At 47.8% G+C, this 18,925-nt stretch carries 18 protein-coding genes and 1 tRNA gene; all 19 read left to right on the forward strand.

The window, feature by feature from the left end; all coding sequences use genetic code 11:
* Positions 1-2 precede the first annotated feature (2 nt).
* The 19 genes from ACZMB2_RS07010 (at position 3) to ACZMB2_RS07100 (ending at position 18,859) form a co-directional block, all read left to right on the forward strand.
* Positions 3-1,349 carry a CCA tRNA nucleotidyltransferase gene (locus tag ACZMB2_RS07010; RefSeq protein ID WP_487596147.1) on the forward strand — a complete coding sequence of 449 codons (1,347 nt, stop codon included), beginning with the start codon at positions 3-5 and terminating at the stop codon, positions 1,347-1,349.
* An 87-nt stretch (positions 1,350-1,436) separates the two neighbouring features.
* Positions 1,437-2,459: a CotS family spore coat protein gene (locus ACZMB2_RS07015; RefSeq protein WP_487596148.1), complete on the forward strand. Its 1,023-nt coding sequence runs from the start codon at positions 1,437-1,439 to the stop codon at positions 2,457-2,459.
* 9 nt (positions 2,460-2,468) lie between these two features.
* Positions 2,469-4,202, forward strand: a complete 1,734-nt coding sequence (locus ACZMB2_RS07020) for a phospho-sugar mutase (protein ID WP_487596149.1) — start codon at positions 2,469-2,471, stop codon at positions 4,200-4,202.
* A gap of 10 nt (positions 4,203-4,212) precedes the next feature.
* Positions 4,213-4,638, forward strand: a complete 426-nt coding sequence (locus tag ACZMB2_RS07025) for a MazG family protein (RefSeq protein WP_487596150.1) — start codon at positions 4,213-4,215, stop codon at positions 4,636-4,638.
* A 64-nt stretch (positions 4,639-4,702) separates the two neighbouring features.
* On the forward strand, positions 4,703-4,975 hold the full coding sequence (gene hbs, locus ACZMB2_RS07030) for a non-specific DNA-binding protein Hbs (RefSeq protein ID WP_118771122.1): 273 nt from the start codon (positions 4,703-4,705) through the stop codon (positions 4,973-4,975).
* A gap of 10 nt (positions 4,976-4,985) precedes the next feature.
* On the forward strand, positions 4,986-5,225 hold the full coding sequence (locus tag ACZMB2_RS07035; RefSeq protein WP_118771123.1) for an RNA-binding S4 domain-containing protein: 240 nt from the start codon (positions 4,986-4,988) through the stop codon (positions 5,223-5,225).
* A gap of 57 nt (positions 5,226-5,282) precedes the next feature.
* Entirely contained in the window at positions 5,283-5,588 is a 306-nt protein-coding gene (gene yabP / locus ACZMB2_RS07040) for a sporulation protein YabP (protein WP_487596151.1), read from the forward strand.
* A 1-nt stretch (position 5,589) separates the two neighbouring features.
* Positions 5,590-6,036, forward strand: coding sequence for a spore cortex biosynthesis protein YabQ (gene yabQ, locus ACZMB2_RS07045; protein ID WP_487596152.1), 447 nt, complete (start codon positions 5,590-5,592; stop codon positions 6,034-6,036).
* Positions 6,037-6,050: 14 nt separating this feature from the next.
* Positions 6,051-6,365, forward strand: a complete 315-nt coding sequence (locus ACZMB2_RS07050) for an FtsB family cell division protein (RefSeq protein WP_487596153.1) — start codon at positions 6,051-6,053, stop codon at positions 6,363-6,365.
* Positions 6,362-6,529, forward strand: coding sequence for a hypothetical protein (locus tag ACZMB2_RS07055; RefSeq protein ID WP_487596154.1), 168 nt, complete (start codon positions 6,362-6,364; stop codon positions 6,527-6,529). The genes ACZMB2_RS07050 and ACZMB2_RS07055 overlap by 4 nt, the downstream gene beginning before the upstream one ends.
* A 37-nt stretch (positions 6,530-6,566) precedes the next feature.
* The gene (locus ACZMB2_RS07060; RefSeq protein WP_487596155.1) at positions 6,567-7,973 is read left to right on the forward strand and encodes a SpoIIE family protein phosphatase; all 1,407 of its coding nucleotides are present in this window, start codon (positions 6,567-6,569) and stop codon (positions 7,971-7,973) included.
* 78 nt (positions 7,974-8,051) lie between these two features.
* Positions 8,052-9,422 carry a tRNA lysidine(34) synthetase TilS gene (gene tilS, locus ACZMB2_RS07065; protein ID WP_487596156.1) on the forward strand — a complete coding sequence of 457 codons (1,371 nt, stop codon included), beginning with the start codon at positions 8,052-8,054 and terminating at the stop codon, positions 9,420-9,422.
* Positions 9,423-9,425: 3 nt separating this feature from the next.
* On the forward strand, positions 9,426-9,953 hold the full coding sequence (hpt, locus tag ACZMB2_RS07070) for a hypoxanthine phosphoribosyltransferase (protein WP_487596157.1): 528 nt from the start codon (positions 9,426-9,428) through the stop codon (positions 9,951-9,953).
* Positions 9,954-9,974: 21 nt separating this feature from the next.
* Positions 9,975-11,798, forward strand: coding sequence for an ATP-dependent zinc metalloprotease FtsH (gene ftsH / locus ACZMB2_RS07075; protein ID WP_487596158.1), 1,824 nt, complete (start codon positions 9,975-9,977; stop codon positions 11,796-11,798).
* 272 nt (positions 11,799-12,070) lie between these two features.
* Positions 12,071-14,125 carry a glycoside hydrolase family 13 protein gene (locus ACZMB2_RS07080; protein WP_487596159.1) on the forward strand — a complete coding sequence of 685 codons (2,055 nt, stop codon included), beginning with the start codon at positions 12,071-12,073 and terminating at the stop codon, positions 14,123-14,125.
* A gap of 157 nt (positions 14,126-14,282) precedes the next feature.
* Complete coding sequence (locus ACZMB2_RS07085) at positions 14,283-15,878, forward strand: xylulokinase (protein WP_487596160.1); 1,596 nt, start codon at positions 14,283-14,285, stop codon at positions 15,876-15,878.
* A 94-nt stretch (positions 15,879-15,972) separates the two neighbouring features.
* Positions 15,973-17,646, forward strand: a complete 1,674-nt coding sequence (locus ACZMB2_RS07090) for a glycoside hydrolase family 13 protein (protein WP_487596161.1) — start codon at positions 15,973-15,975, stop codon at positions 17,644-17,646.
* A 19-nt stretch (positions 17,647-17,665) separates the two neighbouring features.
* A complete protein-coding gene (locus ACZMB2_RS07095) occupies positions 17,666-18,649 on the forward strand; it encodes a D-2-hydroxyacid dehydrogenase (RefSeq protein ID WP_487596162.1) in 984 nt (327 codons plus the stop codon).
* A 138-nt stretch (positions 18,650-18,787) separates the two neighbouring features.
* Positions 18,788-18,859, forward strand: a tRNA-Gln gene (locus ACZMB2_RS07100).
* Positions 18,860-18,925: the final 66 nt, after the last annotated feature.

The following is an 18,925-nucleotide window of genomic DNA, read 5'->3' on the forward strand; positions in this document are numbered from 1 at the left end:
ATATGATTCAGATTGAGATTCCGGAAAAAGTCAACAGGATAATCAGTACGCTCGCTGCGGCAGGCTATGAAGCTTATGCCGTGGGCGGGTGCGTCCGTGATGCACTTCTGGGAAGAGAACCTGCAGACTGGGATATTACCACATCAGCTTCTCCCTATCAGGTGAAGGCATTGTTTGCCAGAACCATTGATACGGGTATCCAGCATGGCACCGTCACGGTTATGCTGGGAAAAGAAGGCTTCGAGGTCACCACCTACCGGCTGGACGGAGAGTACGAAGACTGCCGTCACCCGAAGGAAGTGGTCTTTACCAAGAGTCTCTTAGAAGACCTGAAGCGCAGGGATTTTACCATCAATGCCATGGCTTACAATGAAGAGCGGGGCCTGGTGGACGAGTTTGACGGAGTCGGTGATCTGAAACGCGGTATCATCCGCTGCGTGGGAGAAGCCAGAGAACGGTTTCAGGAGGATGCGCTCCGTATGCTGAGAGCCGTCCGGTTTGCAGCGCAGCTGGGATTTGTTCTGGATGAGCAGACGAAACAGGCAATTTGTGAGCTGCGGGAGAACCTCAGAAAAGTCAGCGCAGAGCGGATTCAGACAGAGCTGGTAAAATTACTGGTATCTCCCCATCCGGAACGGCTTCTGGAAGCATGGGAGACGGGTATGACTACTGTGGTGCTGCCGGAATTTGACGCCTGCATGGCGTGTGAGCAGAACAATCCCCATCATAGTTACTCCGTAGGAGTGCATACCATCAAATCCATGGGTGAGGTGGAGGCAGACAAAGTCCTTCGGCTTACCATGCTGTTCCATGATTTTGGAAAGCCCCAGGCAAAGACAACGGATGCTAATGGCATTGACCATTTTCGCGGTCATCAAAAGATCAGTGAAGAACTGGCAGGCGGGATTCTGAGGAGACTGAAATTCGATAATGAAACCATCCGGCAGGTGAAGAAGCTGGTCAGCTGTCATGACGATCATCCGGCCAGAACACCGGCGGGTGTCAGAAGAGCAGTGAACCGGATCGGAACGGATCTCTTTCCTATGTATCTGAAAGTACAGCGGGCTGATATTATGGCACAGAATCCGGCGACCAGAGAGGATAAGCTGGCGAAGCTCTATGTAGTGACGGAGCTGTATGAGCAGATCTTGAAAGAAAAGGACTGCGTAACCTTAAAACAGATGGTAATTACCGGCAGAGATCTGATGATGGAAGGAATTCCTGCAGGTCCCGGACTTGGAGAAGTGCTCTCCAAACTTCTTGATCTGGTCATCGAAGATCCGAAACGTAATGAGAAGACATGGCTTCTTGCAAAAGCAAAAGAGATTTATAAAGCGTCACGGGAATAATCTCCGCGGCGCTTTTTTTTGTGCTATTTTCATACATTTCCTCATAAGATAGAAGGTACGAAGTGACCGGAATATGGGGGAAAGTCTATGAATGATCGGGATTTACAGGTGCTGGAGCAGTACCCGTTTACTGTCAGAGGAAGCTTTAGAGTCAGGGGCGCATTCCTGCTGGATACCAGTGAGGGACGCAGACTGATCCGGGAATATTCCGGAAGCGTGCAGAAGCTTGAGACGGAGCAGAAGCTGCTTTTGCATCTTCAGGAGCAGGGGTATCTGGTGGACCGGATGGAACCGGATCAGGAAGGAAAGCTTGCAAGCGTCTGGCGGGAATATAATTCTTATGTGGTAAAAGAGGCGTTGGAAGGACGGGAGTGTGACACCAGAAGCGAGAGCGAGATCATGAAGGCGGCATCTCTCCTGGGAAGCCTTCATCTGTCCATGCGGAATTGTGTGGAACTGTCAGAGGAGGAATATGTCCGGATGATCGGATCGGATGCGGAAGATGAACTGCGCCGCCATAACCGGGAGTTGAAGAAGATTGACCGTTTTATCAGGAAAAAGACCCGGAAAAATGAATTTGAGACGGCTTATCTTAGCTGTTTTCCCAAGATACTGGAGGAAGCAGAATGGATGGAGCGGATGCTGGAGAGTAGTGCATACAAAAAGCTTCGGCAGCGTGCGTTGGAAGAAGGTCATTTCTGCCATGGGGAATATACCCATCATAATATTCTGGTGAATGGCAGCCGGATGGCGGTCATTAACTTTGAAAAGTGTTCCGTCAATGTACAGATTAATGATCTGTATCATTTCATGAGGAAAATTCTCGAGAAACAGAACTATGATTTCCGATTGGGAATAAAAATGCTGAGAGCATATGAAGAGAAGAACCCCCTCAGCCCGGAAGAACGGGAATATCTGGGCATCCGCATGGAATATCCGGAAAAATTCTGGAAGCTTGCCAATTATTATTACAACACCAACAAAGCATGGATCCCCGGAAAGCATATGGAGAAACTGGAGAAATTCCTCGGGCAGCAGGAAAAAAGAGTTTCCTTTTCCAGGGAGTTATTGTATAATAATTCTAATCAACCAAGAAAATCAGGGAGGTAATTGTGCAAAATGGACTACAAAGAGATTTATGAGGAGTGGCTGTCCAACCCGTATTTTGATGAAGCTACAAAAGAAGAATTAAGATCCATTAAGGATGATGATAAGGAGATTAAGGAGCGCTTTTACAAAGATCTGGAGTTTGGTACCGCCGGACTTCGCGGAGTGATTGGTGCCGGTATTAACCGTATGAACATTTATGTGGTACGCCGTGCAACCCAGGGCCTTGCCAACTACATTATCAAACAGGGCGGCCAGGATAAGGGTGTTGCCATTGCCTATGATTCCCGCCGGATGTCTCCGGAATTTGCTGAGGAAGCAGCGTTGACACTGGCAGCAAATGGAATTAAAGCATACAAATTCGAGTCTCTTCGTCCGACTCCGGAACTGTCCTTCGCAGTACGTGAACTGCACTGTATTGCAGGTTTGAATATTACTGCCAGCCACAACCCGGCTGAGTACAATGGATACAAAGTGTACTGGGAGGATGGTGCACAGTTTACACCGCCTCATGACAAAGGCGTTACCGCAGAGGTACTGGCAATCACCGATCTTTCTACCGTAAAGACCATCAGCCAGGAGGATGCCATTGCCGCAGGAAAATATGAGATTATCGGTAAAGAGATTGATGACAAATTCATCGCTCATGTAGAAGCACAGGTAGTGAACCAGGATGCCATCGATAAGATGCAGAAAGACATCCGCATTGTCTATACCCCGCTTCATGGGACCGGCAACCTTCCGGCAAGAAGAGTATTAAAAGAGCTTGGATTTGAAAACGTATATGTAGTAAAAGAACAGGAACTTCCGGATGGAAACTTCCCGACCGTTAATTATCCGAATCCTGAATCTCCGGCAGCATTTGAGCTGGGTCTGAAACTTGCAAAAGAAGTAAATGCAGATCTGGTGCTGGCAACAGATCCGGATGCAGACCGTCTCGGCGTGTATGTCAAAGACAGCAAATCCGGCGAATATATTCCGCTGACTGGTAATATGTCCGGTTCCCTTCTGTGCGATTATGTGTTAAGCCAGAAGCAGGCAGCAGGCAAGATCCCGGCAGACGGTGAAGTGGTAAAATCCATCGTAACCACCAATCTGGTAGATGCCGTTGCTGCAAATTATGGCTGCAAACTGATAGAGGTACTGACTGGATTCAAATATATCGGGCAGCAGATCCTGAAAAATGAGGAGACTGGAAAAGGCACTTACCTTTTCGGTATGGAAGAGTCCTATGGATGCCTGATCGGTACCTACGCAAGAGATAAGGATGCGATTTCCGCAGTGGCAGCTCTCTGCGAGGCAGCTGCTTATTACAAGATGAAAGGCATGACCCTGTGGGATGCTATGGTAGCAATGTATGAAAAATACGGCTACTATAAGGATGCAGTAAAATCCATCGAACTGAAAGGCATTGAAGGCCTTGCAAAGATCCAGGAGATTCTGGAGACCTTAAGAAACAATACTCCGACTGAGATCGGCGGCTATCATGTAGTATCTGCAAGAGACTACAAACTGGATACCGTCAAAGATATGAAGACTGGTGAGGTACATCCGACCGGACTTCCGGCTTCCAACGTACTTTACTATGATCTGAATGACGGTGCATGGCTTTGTGTCAGACCGTCCGGAACTGAGCCGAAGATCAAATTCTACTATGGAATCAAGGGAACTTCTCTTGAAGATGCTGATCAGAAGAGTGCAGCTCTCGGAGAAGAAGTGCTTGCCATGATCAACAAGATGCTGTAAGGACAGGCTTATGTATAGTTACGAGGAACTTCTGAATGTAATTGCACAGCTTCGAGGCGAACATGGCTGCCCCTGGGACAAGGCCCAGACCCATGAGAGTCTGATCCCGTGTCTTCGCAACGAATGCGAGGAAGTGGTACAGGCAATCGAACAGCATGACGAAGAAAACTTGTGTGAAGAACTTGGAGATGTACTTCTCCAGGTTCTTCTTCATGCAAGAATTGCCGAGGAAGAAGGACAGTTCACCATGGCAGATGTGGTGAATGGTCTGGCAGAGAAAATGGTGCGCCGTCATCCTCATGTATTTGGAAACGAAGAGTACGGCTCTCCGGAGCAGAATCAGGCCCGTTGGGAGGAAATTAAGCGTCAGGAAAAGGAAGCGAAAAAGCGCCGGAAACTGGCTGAAAACCAAGGAAACCTGCTTGACAAACAATAGGAAAACAGGTATAACTATTGATACATGCTATAAAACAAGAAAGATCCGAGGAGGAAATAAAGACATGAACAAAGCAGAGCTGATTGCAGCAGTTGCAGAGAACGCTGAGCTGACTAAAAAAGATGCAGAGAAAGCTGTTAAAGCATTTATCGACGTTGTTACAGACGAACTGAAGAAAGGTGAGAAAGTTCAGGTAGTTGGATTTGGTACTTTCGAAGTAGCTGAGAGAGCAGCAAGAGAGGGAAGAAACCCGCATACTGGCGAGCCGATGCCGATCGCAGCTTCCAAAGCTCCGAAATTCAAAGCAGGAAAAGCTTTAAAGGACGCTCTGAACTAAGGATAAGCGAATGAGATTAGATAAATTCCTGAAGGTTTCCCGCCTGATTAAGAGACGTACAGTTGCCAACGAAGCCTGTGATGCAGGTCGTGTACTGGTGAATGGAAAATCCGCCAAGGCATCCCTGAACGTGAAAGAGGGAGATGTCATTGAGATTGAGTTCGGTACGAGGACTGTGAAGGTGGAAGTGCTGGATGTGCAGGAAACGGTCAGGAAGGATGAAGCCAAAGAGCTTTACAAGTATTTATAAGGAATATTGAAGAAGACCTCCTAATATATTTTAAGAGAATATATGGGAGGTCTTTTTATGGTAAAAATGGGAACTGTGGAAGAACGGCCTCAGAACCGGGGAGCACATAAACTGACGATTATGAACCGGAGAGCAGGAAGTATCACCGGAGTTTCAGATGTGATATCCTTTGATATATCGGAAGTGCTGTTGGAGACGGAGCTGGGCATGCTGCAGATTAAGGGAGCGGATCTGCATGTAAATCGTTTGTCATTGGAAAAAGGGGAAATTGACCTGGAGGGCAGGATCGACAGCTTTCAGTATTCGGAGGTCTCAGACTTTAAGAAAGGCGGCGAGACGCTTCTGAACCGCCTGTTCCGATAAGATGGCAGCAGTGGGGATTATAAAGGAACTGCAGTTTTTTGGACTGGCAGTTCTGAGAGGCATGCTGCTGCTGATTCTGTATGATATGCTGCGGATTGTAAGACGGGTGATTGCCCATGGCGTCTGGGCGGTAGCTGTTGAAGATCTCTGTTATTGGATGGCAGCGGTAGTTCTGGTATTTCAGTTGATTTACCAGGAGAATGACGGAGCGCTTCGGGGGTATGCCCTGTTTGCACTGGGTGTGGGAATGGCGGTTTATCACTGGTCGGTGAGCAGCTGGCTTGTGGAGCATATTTCCATAGTTTTGAACGTGATTTATGGAGTCATAAAAAAACCAGTTGGACTGGTGGTGGGAAAAACTTCCAGAGGATTCAGACAATGGATCCGTTTTTCCAAAAAGAAATTGAAAAACAAAATAAAAGAGTTTATAATTATTCTATTCTCTTAGGGAGGAGGCGGAATATGGCAGCGAAAGCGAAGAGCAGAAGGATCCGTGAGCGTCGGAAGCATCTGGGAGCCTGGGGCATCTTACTAATTGTCCTGTTTGTCTTTGGCGCCAGTACCGTGGCAGGGATCCGCTTGAAGCAGAAGAATCTCACCTATCAGCAGCGTGAGGAAGCACTCCAGCAATCCATCGATAAAGAGGAAGCGCGGAGCCAGGAAATTGACGATCTGGAAGCATATACCAAGACAAAAAAATATGTGGAAGACGTGGCCAAGGACAAGCTGGGACTTGTCTATGAAGATGAAATTATTTTTAAAGCTAAGAACAAATGAGTGAGAAAAAAGAGCAGCCTCTGCAGGAGCCTGAAGAAAATCAGGAACCTGTGGAGGCTGTCTTCATGTCGAAAACTTTATTTCTCGAGCCACTTCTAAATGACAAAGATTTTCCGGGACAGTTTTCTATAATTCCTCTATCGCCGGAGCAGGACAAAGGGTAAGGACCTGTCTTTGAGAAAGAGAAGAGGAGAGATGGAAATGGAGTGGAGTAAATACGTGTTGTCACTGACAGTAGGAGGATGCCTTCTCATTTTGTTTGGGAAAAAGGGGGATGGCAGAGATAAATGGCTCCTGGGAGGCGGAGCAGGAGTGAGTCTTATGAGCATGGAACTGGCGGTGGAATATATGCTGCAAAAGGCAGCCTGGGAGATGGCTTTGAGCATTATGAAGGGCGGAGCATTCTTTTCAGTGATTGTATTGGCCGGATACATGTTGGAATGGCTGCGGGGCAGGAGAGAAAAGCGGGAAGACCGGGACGCGGTGCATCCAATCCGACAGTGGATGGAGGAGTATCAGGAAAGCTTTGCACAACTGTCCCGAAGTTTTTGTATGGTACCCCAGCCGGTGGAAGGACTTGACCGGGGAGAGCGGCTGCTGCAGACTCGTCTGACAGAGAATCGTATGGCTGCTGCAGGGCAGATTCAGGAGATGAGCCGGATTCTGACGGGAGCCATGGAGAGAATTTACGGAACCAAAGAAGACCAGAATCTGGAGCAGGAGATTGGAAAGCGGCTCCGGCTTATGGGTGTGCAAGTGAATAAGGTTTTTTTCTATGGGCCGAAAGGAAAAAAGCAGCAGATTTATCTGATGATGCATACCCGGAGAAAAATCTGCGTTCCTGTAAAAAAAATTGCCGCTGTTCTGTCGGAGCTCTTGGAATGTGAACTAATGCCGGATCGGGACAGCCGGACGTTTGTAGGACAGGAGCGAATTACGGTTCTTTTTGTGGAGGCGGCTGCCTATAATGTTCTCTATGGTGTCCGGAAAGCCACCAGGCAGGGAGAGGCAGTATCGGGAGATAATTTTGCGGTATTCTGGGTGCCGGATGGAACTTTTTATGCTGGTCTTTCCGATGGAATGGGATCCGGATTAAAAGCATGTACCCAGAGTGAGATGGTGCTGGATCTTCTGGAACAGTTTGTGGAGGCTGGATTTTCTAAGGAAACGGCTATCCGTATGATCAATTCATCCATGGTGCTGCAGCCGGAGACAAACATATTTTCCACTGTGGACCTGGCCTCAGTGGATCTCTATACCGGAGTATGCGAGTTGTTGAAAATCGGGGCTTCTGTCAGTTTTCTCAAAAAAGAGCACAGCGTGGAGTGTATTCGGGGAGGAACCCTGCCGGCTGGAATTTCAGGGCAGTTGTCTACAGAACCCTACCGGATTCGTATGTACGACGGCAACTTGCTGTTTCTGGTAACGGACGGAGTATTGGCGGCCTTGCCGTCAGGACAGGAGGAGGTGCTTTTAAAAGATATGATTCAGAAAATGCCGATGGGGTCGCCAACGGAAATGGCCCAGCGGTTGCTGGAACAGGTGCAGGCCTACGGGGGAGGCGGGGATGACATGACCATACTGACAGTGGGAATATGGAAACGCTGATGGAAAAGCATTTGCATTTTTATCAGGGATTTTATATAGTGATAGTACAGTTTTACGGAAAGGACAAGAGAAAACAAAATGCAAAACAAAGTGTTTTCTTATATAGAAGGACAGCAGATGCTGACACCTGGCATGGAGGTGCTGGTGGGATTCTCGGGAGGCGCGGATTCCACGGCGCTTCTGCTGCTTTTAAAGGAATATGGAGACAAGCACAGGATCGGCGTCAGGGCCGTTCACGTGCATCATGGGATCCGGGGAGAGAGTGCAGACAGGGATCAGGCATTTTGTGCAAAGTTCTGTCAGGAGAGAGGAATTCCTCTTCGGATTTACCGGAGGGATGTACCGGCCTATGCATTGACTCATCATATGAGTCTGGAAGAAGCGGGACGCGAAGTACGGTATGAGATTTTTCGCTGTTGTCTGGAGGATGGATTCGGAGAACGGGTGGCACTGGCTCATCACCAGAATGACCAGGCAGAAACCATGCTGTTTCGTTTGAGCAGAGGAACCGGTCTTAAAGGGCTGGGCGGTATGGAGCCGGTGCGTTTTCCCTATATCCGGCCGCTGCTCTGCGTGACCCGCCAGGAAGTGATGGACTGGCTCAGAGCCAGGCACATTTCCTGGATGGAAGATGAAAGTAATCAGGAAGTAGATTATGCAAGAAACCGTATTCGGAAAGAGATTCTGGCGCCCATGGAAGCAGCGTGGCCGGGAACGGTGGGCCGCCTGGCAGGAACGGCAGAGCGGATCCGGGAGACAGAAAACTATCTGGAATATGAGACCGGACGGGCATGGAAACGGTACGCAAGAGAGACCGCCGATGGATATGCCATCGGGCTGCAGGCATTTACGGAGCTTCATCCAGCCATGCAAAAACTGATCATCCGAAAAGGAATAGAGCTGCTCACGGGAGGAAAGAATCTGGAGGCAGGCCATGTAGAACAGCTTTTAAAGCTGGTTCACGGAAAGCGTGGAGGAAGAACTGATCTGCCGGGGCATGTATACGGACAACTGGGCTATGAAGAGCTGTTCCTTCGAAAAAAGGTGGCGGGGAAAACAGAAGATTTACCGGAAATTCCGGTAAAAAATGGTGAAAATACATTTGCCGGCCAGATTTTTCTTGTTACCGTGGAAGATGCCGCAGAAAATGAGAAAATTCCGACAAAGCGCTATACGAAGTGGTTTGATTATGATAGAATCAAACAGGGTATGGTTCTGCGCAACAGAAAGCCGGGTGATTATCTGGCAAATGGAGCCGGTTCCCATAAAAAGCTCAAAGATTATTTTATTGACCAGAAGGTTCCAAGAGAAGACCGGGATCGCATGATTCTGCTTGCAGATGGCAATCATATTATGTGGGCAGTGGGAATGCGGATCAGTGAAGAATATAAAGTAACGGAGCAAACGAAAAGAATTTTAAAAATACATATGAAAAATATGGAGGAATAAGCGATGGAAAAACATCATGTAGAAGTTATGCTGCAGGAGGATGTTGTGGATGCAAGAATCAAAGAGCTGGGTGAGCAGATCAGCCGTGACTATGCAGGAGAAAGTGTTCATCTGATCTGCATTTTAAAGGGAAGTGTTTATTTTACCTGCGAGCTGGCAAAGAGAATTACCGTGCCGGTGACCATGGATTTCATGCAGTGCTCCAGCTATGGAGCAGAGACCAAATCAAGTGGTATCGTAAAGATTGTCAAAGATCTGGATGAGCCGATCATTGACCGCAATGTGATTATTATTGAGGATATTATCGATTCAGGACGTACCTTAAGCCATCTGAAGAAATTACTGGCCCAGAGAAGTCCGAAATCTCTGAAGATCTGTACGCTCCTTGACAAACCGGACAGACGTGTGGTAGATGTACCGGTAGAGTATGTGGGATTCCAGATTGAAGATAAATTTGTGGTAGGATATGGACTGGATTATGACCAGCAGTATCGCAATCTGCCGTATATCGGTGTGGTACAGTTTGATTAATAACGGGAGGATAAGAAAAGTTTGAACAGACAATGGAAAGGCATCGGTTCCTATCTGGTATTCTTTGCCCTGATCTGTCTGGTACTGATGTTTTTCGAAGGACAGCTGAAGGAAAGCAGCACGTATACGTACCAGCAGTTTGAGCATGCCATGGAGGAGGGCGAGATTGTGAGCGCCACGATCACGCCTAATCAGGAGACACCGACAGGAACAGTCATGTATACGCTGAAGGATGGTACTGACAGAATGACCAACATTCTGAATACAGAGACCACCGAGGAGCAGTTGACAGAAGCAGGAATTCCCTGTGACATTGCAGAGGTGAAAGGACCGGGCTTCTTTGAAACCTATGGTGCATCTCTGCTTATGTGCGGAATTCTGTTTTTCTTCGTGGTTATGACCATGGGAAAAAATGCCGGAGGCGGAAACGCAAGAATGCTGGATTTCGGAAGAAGCCATGCGCAGATGACATCCGGCGGTGATGCAAAGATTGGTTTCCAGGACGTGGCAGGACTGGAAGAAGAGAAGGGAGAACTGGAAGAGATTGTGGATTTCTTAAGAAATCCGGGACGTTATACCCGTGTGGGAGCACGAATTCCCAAGGGTGTTCTTCTGGTGGGCCCTCCAGGAACTGGCAAGACCCTGATCGCCAAGGCAGTAGCAGGGGAGGCGGGGGTTCCGTTCTTCAGTATTTCCGGCTCTGATTTTGTGGAAATGTTTGTAGGCGTGGGAGCATCCCGTGTGCGGGATCTGTTTACCAACGCAAAGAAAAATGCGCCCTGCATCGTATTTATTGATGAGATTGATGCGGTAGCCAGAAAACGAGGCACCGGCATGGGCGGCGGACACGATGAAAGAGAGCAGACTCTGAACCAGCTTCTGGTGGAGATGGACGGATTTGGAGTCAATGAAGGGATCATTGTCATGGCTGCCACCAACCGCGTGGATATTCTTGATCCGGCGATCTTGCGTCCGGGACGTTTTGACCGGAAGATCGGCGTTGCACGTCCGGATGTAAAGGGCAGAGAAGCCATCCTGAAAGTACATGCGAAGAACAAACCTATGGGTGAAGATGTGGATCTTCATCAGATCGCCCAGACGACGGCAGGATTTACCGGAGCAGATCTGGAGAACCTGTTAAATGAAGCTGCCATTATAGCGGCAAAAGAAAACCGCGCTTATATGATGCAGGCAGATATTCAGAAGGCTTTTATCAAAGTTGGTATCGGAGCGGAGAAGAAGAGCCGTGTGATTTCCGAGAAGGAAAAACGGATTACTGCTTATCATGAGGCGGGACATGCAATTCTGTTCCATGTACTGCCGGATGTGGGACCGGTCTATACGGTGTCTATTATTCCGACGGGAGTAGGCGCAGCTGGTTATACCATGCCGCTTCCGGAGAGAGATGACATGTTCAATACCAAAGGCAAGATGCTGCAGACCATTATTGTTGATCTGGGCGGACGTGTGGCAGAGGAGCTGGTCTTCGATGATATTACCACCGGCGCATCCCAGGATATCAAGCAGGCAACATCTCTTGCCAAAGCTATGGTAACCAAGTATGGCATGTCCGATAAACTGGGTCTGATCAGCTATGGCGGAGATGAGGAAGAAGTCTTCATCGGACGGGATCTGGCCCATGACAGAGGTTATGGAGAACAGATTGCCGGAGAGATCGATAAAGAAGTGAAGAACATCATTGACAGCTGTTATGAGAAAGCGCGGAAGATCATCAGCGATAACCGAGGAGTTCTGGATGCATGTGCAGAGCTTCTGCTTGAGAAAGAGAAGATTACCCGTGAAGAGTTCGAAGCGTTGTTCCCGGCAGATAAAGCAGAAATATAGAATGAAATTGTGCAGAATAGCTAAAAACGAATTGCAATTTTTGTGAAGTTTGTGCACACTTTGAGGGGAGAATATGCTATTATACTTACTGTAAAAACCCCCAATACATTATATAGTTTTTGCTACACCCCATAAGAAACAAGAAATACCTTCTCCTAAAAAAGACAGCATTACCCCCGCTGTCTTTTTTACTGTCCTTTTTTAGGGAAAGATGTTGTTTTTAAGACGCTTTCGGGATATCATAATAGTAAGAAAAACAGGGAGAAGCATGCATGAGGGATCAAATAAATCAGGAAGCGCTGTTTAGCGATGAGACCGGTTATTATCGCAGTCCGTCGGAACCGCGCAGGGGAGATCCGGTAACAATAAAATTCCGGACTGCCCATGAGAATGTGGATACGGTAACTCTGATCTGCGGAAGCTTCAGACAGAAAATGAAAAGGTCTTACAGCCAGGGGCTGTTTGATTATTATGTCTGTGAGTGGAAGGTACTGGATGAGCCGGTCCACTATTTTTTTGAAATTCTGTCAGGGGAACAGAAACTTTATTTTGACAAACTGGGAGTCGCGGATCATCCGCAGGAAGCATATTCTTTTTGTCTGATTCCGGATTTTCACACGCCTCATTGGGCGAAAGGTGCGGTTATGTATCAGATTTATACGGATCGTTTCTGCAATGGAAATCCATCTAACGATGTGAAAGACCGGGAATACCGGTATCTGAACCGGGATGTGCACCGGGTGACAGACTGGAATCAGCTGCCGGAAGTATGTGACGTGCAGAATTTTTATGGCGGAGATCTGCAGGGCGTATGGCAGAAGCTTGATTATCTGCAGGAGCTGGGAGTGGAAGTGCTGTATTTGAATCCTGTCTTTGTATCGCCTTCCAATCATAAATATGATACCCAGGATTATGATTATATTGACCCGCATCTGACTCTGATTACAGAAGACGGGGGAACTCCGCTGCCTGACGGCGCTGAAGATAACCGGCAGGCCAAAATGTATCGGAAGCGGGTGGTCAGCCTTGAAAACCTGGAGGCCAGCAATGCATGGTTTGCAGATTTCCTGCAGGAAATTCACCGTCGTGGGATGAAGGTGATTTTGGATGGTGTGTTTAATCATTGTGGATCCTTTCATAAATGGCTGGATCGGGAACGGCTTTATGAGGAGGCAGAAGGCTTTGAAAAAGGCGCTTATGTTTCTGCTGACAGTCCATATCGGAATTATTTTCGTTTTCAGGATGAGCAGGGCTGGCCCTGCAATGGCTCCTACGAGGGCTGGTGGGGCTATGAGACGCTGCCAAAACTGAACTATGAAGCATCGGAGGAATTAAAGAACTATGTATTAGTGCTGGCACAGAAATGGCTGAAGGCGCCTTATTTTGTGGATGGCTGGAGACTTGATGTGGCGGCAGATCTGGGACACTCGGAGGAATATAATCATCAGTTCTGGCGTGCATTTCGAAAGGCGGTAAAAGAGGCGGATCCAGAGGCACTGATTCTGGCAGAGCATTATGGAGACTGCAGTGCGTGGCTTCAGGGAGACCAGTGGGATTCGGTTATGAACTATGATGCGTTTATGGAACCGATCACCTGGTTTTTAACGGGTATGGAGAAACACAGTGATGACAGGCGGGATGACCTCTATGGCAATGCAGGAGCCTTTCAGGATGCCATGCTCCGGAACATGGCGCGTTTTTGTGAACCTTCACTGGAGACGGCCATGAATGAACTGTCCAACCACGACCATTCCCGATTTCTTACCAGAACCAACCGCAAGGTAGGAAGAATTCATACACTGGGTGCAGCTGAGGCTTCTGAAGGCATCCGTAAAGATGTGATGAAAGAAGCAGTGGTATTTCAGATGACCTGGGTGGGATGTCCCACGGTGTATTACGGAGATGAGGCAGGATTATGCGGATTTACGGATCCGGATAACCGGAGAACCTATCCATGGGGACGGGAAGATCAGGATCTTCTGGCATTTCACCGGGAAATGATCCGCATTCGGAAAGAATATCCGGTATTGAGATATGGTTCCACCCGGTTTCTGACCATGGAGGAACAGTTTATCAGCTATGGACGATTCGATGGGCGTGAAACGATCCTTGTGCTTATGAATAATGCCCAGGAAGCACGAAGGGTGGAGATTCCTGTCTGGATGGCAGAAGTGCCGGAAGAGGCGGAACTGGAATGCCTGATGGAAACCAGTGAAACAGGATATTCCACGAATAATGACAGATATCCGGTACGGAATGGAATTCTGTCCCTGACGGTTCCGGGCGTGTGTGGAATGGTTCTTCACACCTGCTCCTGCATTGGGTAAGATGTACTCTTTCCCGGCAGAATCATGCATCTATTTTGGTGAAAATGACCTTGAATTGTTTGAAAAGATATCCATGCTATGGTATGATAAAACATAATGGGTCCGGACAGGAAAAGTGGGAAAATACCGGACGATAAGAAGCAGGAGGGTAAGACTGATGAGCGATGTAAAGAATACAATTGCAAATGGAAAAGCAGTATTGGGAATCGAGTTTGGTTCCACCAGAATCAAAGCAGTTCTGGTGGATGAGAACAATATGCCGATTGCATCCGGCGATCATGACTGGGAGAACCGGCTGGAGAATGGCGTGTGGACATATACGCTGGAGGATATCTGGACCGGGCTGCAGGACTGCTATCAGAAGATGACAGAAGATGTAAAGGAAAAATATGGTGTGGCAGTGGAGAAGCTGGCAGCCATCGGATTCAGTGCCATGATGCATGGATACCTGGCATTTGACAAAGAAGGCAATCTTCTGGTACCGTTCCGCACCTGGAGAAATACCATTACCCAGGAAGCCTCCGAGGCGCTGACGAAGGTATTTAACTTCCATGTACCGCAGCGTTGGAGCATTGCACATCTGTATCAGGCAATTTTAAATGGAGAAGAGCATGTACCGCAGGTAGACTTCTTTACCACACTGGACGGCTATATTCACTGGCAGCTGACCGGAGAAAAAGTATTGGGTGTAGGAAGCGCTTCCGGCATGTTCCCGATTGACTCCACCATCAAGGATTATGACAAAGCAATGATTCAGAAATTTGATGAGCTGGTTGCACCGAAGGGATTCCCGTGGAAACTGGAGCATCTGCTTCCGAAGGTTCTGCTGGCAGGTGACAAAGCCGGTGTGCTGACCGAAGAGGGAGCTAAGAAGCTGGATCCGACCGGAACTCTCCAGGCAGGCTGCCCGTTATGCCCGCCGGAAGGTGACGCCGGAACCGGTATGGTAGCCACCAACAGTGTGAAACAGCGCACTGGTAATGTATCTGCAGGTACCTCCGTATTTGCCATGATCGTACTGGAGAAAGCATTAAAGAGGGTGCATGAGGAGATCGATATGGTAACGACTCCGAGCGGAGATGCAGTTGCCATGGTACACTGCAACAACTGTACCTCTGATCTGAATGCATGGGTGAATATTTTCAAAGAATTTGCAGAGAGCTTCGGCATTGATGTAGATATGAACAAACTGTTCGGAACTCTTTACAACAAAGCACTGGAAGGTGATAAAGACTGCGGCGGACTGCTGGCATACAACTATTTCTCCGGAGAGCATATTACCGGATTTGAAGAGGGACGTCCGATGTTCGTTCGTACTCCGGACAGTAAATTCAGTCTGGCAAACTTTATGCGTGCCAATCTTTACACCTCTCTTGGCGCACTGAAGGTAGGTCTTGATATCCTTCTGAAAGAGGAAGAAGTAGCCATTGACCGTATTACCGGACACGGCGGACTCTTTAAGACCAAAGGTGTTGGACAGAAGATCCTGGCAGCTGCCATGGATGCAACCGTATCTGTTATGAAGACGGCAGGAGAAGGCGGCGCATGGGGAATTGCCCTCTTAGCCTCCTACATGGTAAATAAAGACGCAGGAGAAGCACTGGAAGATTATCTGCAGAACAAAGTCTTCGGCGGAGACGAGGGTGAGAAGATGGATCCGGATCCGGAGGATGTAAAGGGCTTTGATGAGTTCATCAAGCGTTATCGTGCAGGATTCCCAATTGAGCGGGCAGCAGTTGACGCTCTGAAATGATTATGCAATAATAAGCCATAAACGAAGGCTGCCATAAGCTTAAAGTACCCACATGGGGCTTTCGCTTATGGCAGTTTTTTTATGGAGGAGTAATATGGAAAGAAAATGGTGGCATGATAAAATTGCCTGTCAACTTTATCCGAAGAGCTATCAGGATTCTGACGGAGACGGAATCGGTGATCTGAAGGGGATCATCAGCAGACTGGATTATTTGAAAGAACTTGGGATCGATATGGTCTGGCTGTCACCCATCTATGCGTCACCTTTTGTGGATCAGGGATATGACATTTCTGATTATTATAAGATCGCACCGGAATTCGGTACCATGGAAGACTTTGAAGAGTTGGTGGCCGGACTGAAAGCGCGGGATATGCACCTTATTATGGATCTGGTTCTTAATCACTGTTCTGACCAGCACGAATGGTTTCAGAAGGCATTGAAGGATCCTTATGGTCCTTATGGTGATTATTTCTATTTCCGGAAAGGAAAGAATGGAAAAGCGCCGTCTAACTATCGTTCCTATTTCGGCGGCAGTATGTGGGAGCCGGTGCCTGGATGGGAGGATCTTTATTATTACCATTCTTTTGCCAAGGAGCAGCCGGATCTTAACTGGTATAATCCGGCAGTGACCAGGGAACTCTATCAAATGATTAACTGGTGGGCAGAAAAAGGGGTAGATGGATTCCGGATAGATGCGATCATCAATATCCAGAAGGATCTGTCCTTCCCGGATTACGAGCCGGATGGTCCCGATGGTCTGTGTTCTGCAGATGTGGTGGTAAGTCATGCCTCCGGCATCGGAGAGATGTTGGAGGATTTGAAAAAGCATACCTTTGCCCTTCATGATTCTTTTACGGTCGGTGAAGTATTTAATGGAAAAGAAGAAGAACTGAGGGAATTCATCGGTCCTGACGGACATTTCTCTTCGATCTTTGATTTCTCGCAGCATTTACTTTGTCTGGGGAAACATGGATGGTATGAAGCGAAGCCTGTGGATTTTAAGACATGGAGAAGTACCCTTTTTGCTTCCCAGGCGGAGGTGGAATCCTTCGGAAGGTATTCCAATATTATTGAAAATCATGATGAGCCGAGAGGTGCCAGCATGTTCCTGCCGGATTATGGACAGAATGATGCCGGAGTCAAGATGCTGGGAACTGTCAGTGTTCTGCTCAGGGGAATTCCTTTTATTTATCAGGGGCAGGAAATCGGTATGAGAAATGTCAGGAGAACCTCTATCGAGGAGTTCGATGATATCAGTACGAAGGATCAATATGCAGAGGCGCTCGCAGCAGGACTTGATGAGCAGGAGGCACTTGCCGCCTGCAACCGGCTGAGCAGGGACAATGCCAGAACCCCTATGCAGTGGAGCGGTGGCAAAGAGGCCGGATTTACAGAAGGAACACCTTGGATTGCGGTCAATCCGGATTACCAGAAGATCAATGTGGAAGCCCAGGAGAAAGATCCGGATTCTATCCTTCCTTATTACCGGAAGCTGACGGCTCTTCGGAAAAATCCTGCTTATAAAGATACGTTTGTGTATGGCTGCCTAAAACCGGTGTATGAGGAGACCGAACAGGTGATGGCTTATATCCGGGAATACGAGCATCAGAGGATTCTGGTGATGGGCAACTGGGGACAGGAGGCGGCAGAACTGGAACTTCCGGGTACAGTAAAAGAAGTGCTGCTCAATAATATGCCGAAAATAAATCTTAATGGAGAACTTTTGCGGATAAGCAGCTGTCAGGTAGTGGTGTTGTTGATGGAATAGAAAAGAGAGGCTTGATGATATGGATAAAATCAAAGCAGCGGTGCTCATTGAACTGGATGAGCATCAAAAAGAAGAACTGGAAGCAGCAGGCAAAGATATGGTGGAATTTGTCTACGTGCCGGAGAATATGAGCAGAGAAGAACGCCTGCCTCTTCTGAAGCAGGCACAGATCATCTTTGGACAGCCGGGGATCAGGGAGATTAACCAGTGCGAACATCTTCGTTGGATTCAGATGAGCTGGGCTGGAACAGATGTTTACACGGCAAGAGAAGGCTTTCCGCGTCAGGTGGCATTGAGCAATGCCAGTGGATGTTTTCATATCGTCATTCCGGAATATGTGATGGCAGTGCTGCTGGAACTTTGCAGAAACCTGAAAGCTTATGCAGTACAGCAGCGGGAGAAAAGATGGAGTCCGATCCCTTCAGAGATGCTTCTCTATGGAAAGCGGGCATTGATTCTTGGTGCAGGGGATATTGGAACTGGTGTGGCAGAACGGCTTTGTGCGTTCGGTGTCAAAACAATCGGGATGAGAAGAACAGACCGGAACTATCCGGACTGCTATGATGGAATGATTACGCCGGATGAGCTGGATCAGGAACTGCCGAAGGCAGACATCGTCATTAATTGTTTGCCAGGAACCGCAGCAACAAAAGGACTGTTGAATAAACATCGTTTATGTCTGATGAAGGAGAAAGCGCTCCTTGTCAACGTGGGAAGAGGAAATGTGATTGACACGGAAGCACTGGTCAGTGTTCTGAAAGATGGACATCTGGGAGGCGTGGCATTGGATGTCACAGATCCGGAACCATTGCCGGAAGATCATCCTCTCTGGAACACGGACCGGGTTATCATTACTCCTCATATTGCCGGACAGAGCTTTGGCTATTCCAAGGACACCGAGGATCGGATTGTCCACTTGTGGAGCCAGAATCTGAAACGATATCTGGAAGGAAAAGAGCTGGTAAATCGAGTCAGCTTCGAAAACGGCTACGCATCAAAGTAGCAAAAACGTTTCAACGGCGGGGAAAATCAGAGTTCGCAAAAAAAGTTGAAAAAAATTAAAAAAAGTACTTGCATTTTTTCGCGGTATGTCCTATAATAACATTCGTTGGTTGACAACACACCAACAAAATGACAATTTAGGGCTATCGCCAAACGGTAAGGCAACGGACTCTGACTCCGTCATTTCAAGGTTCGAATCCTTGTAGCCCTGCTAGAATGAGAGTTTTCCTTGAAAAAGGAGAACTCTTTTTTTCTTGAAATATCAACGCTTTCCGGA

This window comes from Hominiventricola sp., from assembly GCF_057604405.1.

Coding starts and splice junctions, on each gene's coding strand:
- ACZMB2_RS07095 (WP_487596162.1), top strand. CDS start 17,666: ATGGATAAAATCAAAGCAGCGGTGCTCATTGAACTGGATGAGCATCAA.
- ACZMB2_RS07085 (WP_487596160.1), top strand. CDS start 14,283: ATGAGCGATGTAAAGAATACAATTGCAAATGGAAAAGCAGTATTGGGA.
- tilS (WP_487596156.1), top strand. CDS start 8,052: ATGCAAAACAAAGTGTTTTCTTATATAGAAGGACAGCAGATGCTGACA.
- hpt (WP_487596157.1), top strand. CDS start 9,426: ATGGAAAAACATCATGTAGAAGTTATGCTGCAGGAGGATGTTGTGGAT.
- hbs (WP_118771122.1), top strand. CDS start 4,703: ATGAACAAAGCAGAGCTGATTGCAGCAGTTGCAGAGAACGCTGAGCTG.
- ACZMB2_RS07020 (WP_487596149.1), top strand. CDS start 2,469: ATGGACTACAAAGAGATTTATGAGGAGTGGCTGTCCAACCCGTATTTT.
- ACZMB2_RS07035 (WP_118771123.1), top strand. CDS start 4,986: ATGAGATTAGATAAATTCCTGAAGGTTTCCCGCCTGATTAAGAGACGT.
- ACZMB2_RS07080 (WP_487596159.1), top strand. CDS start 12,071: ATGAGGGATCAAATAAATCAGGAAGCGCTGTTTAGCGATGAGACCGGT.
- ACZMB2_RS07050 (WP_487596153.1), top strand. CDS start 6,051: ATGGCAGCGAAAGCGAAGAGCAGAAGGATCCGTGAGCGTCGGAAGCAT.
- ACZMB2_RS07090 (WP_487596161.1), top strand. CDS start 15,973: ATGGAAAGAAAATGGTGGCATGATAAAATTGCCTGTCAACTTTATCCG.
- yabQ (WP_487596152.1), top strand. CDS start 5,590: ATGGCAGCAGTGGGGATTATAAAGGAACTGCAGTTTTTTGGACTGGCA.
- ACZMB2_RS07025 (WP_487596150.1), top strand. CDS start 4,213: ATGTATAGTTACGAGGAACTTCTGAATGTAATTGCACAGCTTCGAGGC.
- ACZMB2_RS07015 (WP_487596148.1), top strand. CDS start 1,437: ATGAATGATCGGGATTTACAGGTGCTGGAGCAGTACCCGTTTACTGTC.
- ACZMB2_RS07055 (WP_487596154.1), top strand. CDS start 6,362: ATGAGTGAGAAAAAAGAGCAGCCTCTGCAGGAGCCTGAAGAAAATCAG.
- ACZMB2_RS07010 (WP_487596147.1), top strand. CDS start 3: ATGATTCAGATTGAGATTCCGGAAAAAGTCAACAGGATAATCAGTACG.
- ACZMB2_RS07060 (WP_487596155.1), top strand. CDS start 6,567: ATGGAGTGGAGTAAATACGTGTTGTCACTGACAGTAGGAGGATGCCTT.
- yabP (WP_487596151.1), top strand. CDS start 5,283: ATGGTAAAAATGGGAACTGTGGAAGAACGGCCTCAGAACCGGGGAGCA.